Annotated in this window: 3 protein-coding genes; 1 reads left to right on the top strand and 2 read right to left on the bottom strand. The window is 63.9% G+C overall.

The window, feature by feature from the left end; translation table 11 throughout:
• A partial coding sequence (glgX, locus tag WAN02_RS21695) for a glycogen debranching protein GlgX (RefSeq protein WP_422266281.1) occupies positions 1 to 1,606 on the top strand: 1,606 nt, incomplete at its 5' end.
• 24 nt (positions 1,607 to 1,630) lie between these two features.
• Here the strand turns inward: glgX and WAN02_RS21700 are convergent.
• Together WAN02_RS21700 and WAN02_RS21705 are read right to left on the bottom strand one after the other, a co-directional pair.
• Positions 1,631 to 1,909: a hypothetical protein gene (locus tag WAN02_RS21700; RefSeq protein ID WP_422266282.1), complete on the bottom strand. Its 279-nt coding sequence runs from the start codon at positions 1,907 to 1,909 to the stop codon at positions 1,631 to 1,633.
• Between the two features lie 75 nt (positions 1,910 to 1,984).
• Positions 1,985 to 2,254, bottom strand: a 270-nt coding sequence (locus WAN02_RS21705) for a DUF3253 domain-containing protein (protein WP_422266283.1), incomplete at its 5' end; no start/stop codon positions are given.

Consider the following 2,254-nt stretch of genomic DNA (forward strand, 5'->3'; position numbering starts at 1 on the left):
CATCCCCGACCACCAGCGTGGCACCTACGCAGCTGTGGCCCACCCCGCCATGCTCGAGCATTTCGCCAAGCTCGGAATCACCGCCATCGAGCTGATGCCGGTGCACCACTTCGCCAACGACTCCACGCTGGTGGACAAGGGACTGTCAAACTACTGGGGCTACAACACAATCGGCTTCCTGGCTCCCGATTCCAAGTACGCGTCCAGCACCACGCCCGGCGGCCAGGTGCAGGAGTTCAAGACCATGGTCCGCGCTCTGCATGAAGAGGACATCGAAGTCGTCCTGGACGTGGTGTACAACCACACCGCCGAAGGCAACCACCTCGGCCCCACCTTGTCGATGCGCGGTGTCGACAACGCCGCGTACTACCGCTTGGTCGACGACGATCAGCAGTACTACATGGACTACACCGGAACCGGCAACAGCCTCAACGTCGGGCATCCACACACACTGCAGCTGATCATGGATTCGCTGCGGTACTGGGTGACCGAAATGCACGTCGACGGATTCCGCTTCGACCTGGCCTCCACACTCGCCCGTGAGTTCTACGACGTCGACCGGCTGTCGGCGTTTTTCGAACTCGTGCAACAGGATCCGGTCGTCAGTCAGGTCAAGCTGATCGCCGAGCCGTGGGATGTCGGCCCGGGCGGCTATCAGGTCGGCAATTTCCCGCCGCAGTGGACGGAGTGGAACGGCAAGTTCCGCGACACCGTTCGCGACTACTGGCGCGGGGAGGCCGCGACGCTGGGCGAGTTCGCCTCCCGGCTGACCGGCTCGGCCGATCTCTACGAGTCCACCGCCCGGCGCCCGGTGGCTTCCATTAACTTCGTCACCGCTCACGACGGCTTCACGCTACGGGACCTGGTGTCCTACAACGAAAAACACAACGACGCCAACGGCGAAGACAACAACGACGGCGAAAGCAACAACCAGTCATGGAACTGCGGCGCGGAAGGTCCGACCGACGATCCCGAGATCAACGCGCTCCGTGCTCACCAGCAGCGCAACTTCCTGGCGACAACGCTGCTGTCGCAGGGGGTTCCGATGATCTCGCACGGCGACGAGCTCGGCCGCACACAGAACGGCAACAACAACGGCTTCTGCCAAGACAACGAGCTCACCTGGGTGCATTGGGACAAAGCGGACACCGAGTTGCTGGAGTTCACCCGATCGGTATCCGCTCTGCGCGCTGCGCATCCGGTGTTCCGGCGCCGCCGATTCTTCAAAGGGGCGCCGGTCCGCCGGCGGGGCGTCGAAGGACAACCGGACATCTCCTGGTTCCGGCCAGACGGCTCCGAAATGACAGACGACGACTGGGACTCGGGCTTCGGCAAATCAGTGGCGGTCTACCTGAACGGCCATGGCATTCCCGACCTCGATGCTCGCGGGCAGCGGGTTACCGACGACTCGTTTTTTCTGTGTTTCAATGCCCACCACGAGCCGATCGAATTCACCTTGCCGCCAGGCGAATTCGGCCCAACGTGGCTCCCCGTTGTCGACACCGCCGAAGCGACGAATCCCGTTGATCGCGATCCGATTACCGCTGGCGACACCGTTAGGGTAGCCGCGCGGGCGACCGTGGTGCTGCAAGCCGGCGACGAGTAAGCCGTCGGCGCCACCGATTCCCGGTCAGCCGTGCGGCGCCTCGGAGATCTTGCTGTCCGGCTTGCCGAGCGTCTGGCAGTAGGTCGCCGCCGATAGCCGGGTCGCGGTGATCTCCAGATTGGACGGGTCGGCGCCGCTCTTGTCCTTGAGCATCTTGCTGACCTCATCGTTCTGCTTCTTCTCGTCCTGCGTGGTGAAGTCCTTGCACTTGGTGTCACCACCGGTGTTGATGATCTGCGACGCAGAGCATCCACTGAACAAAACTGCGGCGATCGCTATCGCGGCTGGCGCCATTGCCTTCATCTTCCGGCCTTTCCTGGAACGAAGTAGCAAGTCTCTGTACACCACTTCGGCGGATTTCAAACCTTGTCGGGGCCGTCAGGCTGGCGCTACCCGGATGCGGACCGGTCCGCGTGACGGCTGATCCGGATCGACGACCGCACCGCGCTGGGTGATTTCGACATCGCCGTCGCGCGCCAACGCGAATGCGATGCTGCGGCTTTGAGCCATCAGCTCGCGCCAGCTGGGGCCGCCGACGGCGCGCGCGGCATCCGACGGGCAGATGCTGGAGTTCGGCCCGCGATGCTGCGCCAGCGCGAGAATCGCGGCGCGTAGCCGGGTGGCCGCCGCTCCGCCACCGAGCGCGGA

Origin of the sequence: Mycobacterium sp., assembly GCF_049281135.1 — a bacterium.
Lineage (GTDB): Bacteria > Actinomycetota > Actinomycetes > Mycobacteriales > Mycobacteriaceae > Mycobacterium.

Excerpts from the sequence above, each read along its gene's own strand:
- WAN02_RS21700 (WP_422266282.1), bottom strand. The coding sequence starts at position 1,909 with ATGAAGGCAATGGCGCCAGCCGCGATAGCGATCGCCGCAGTTTTGTTC.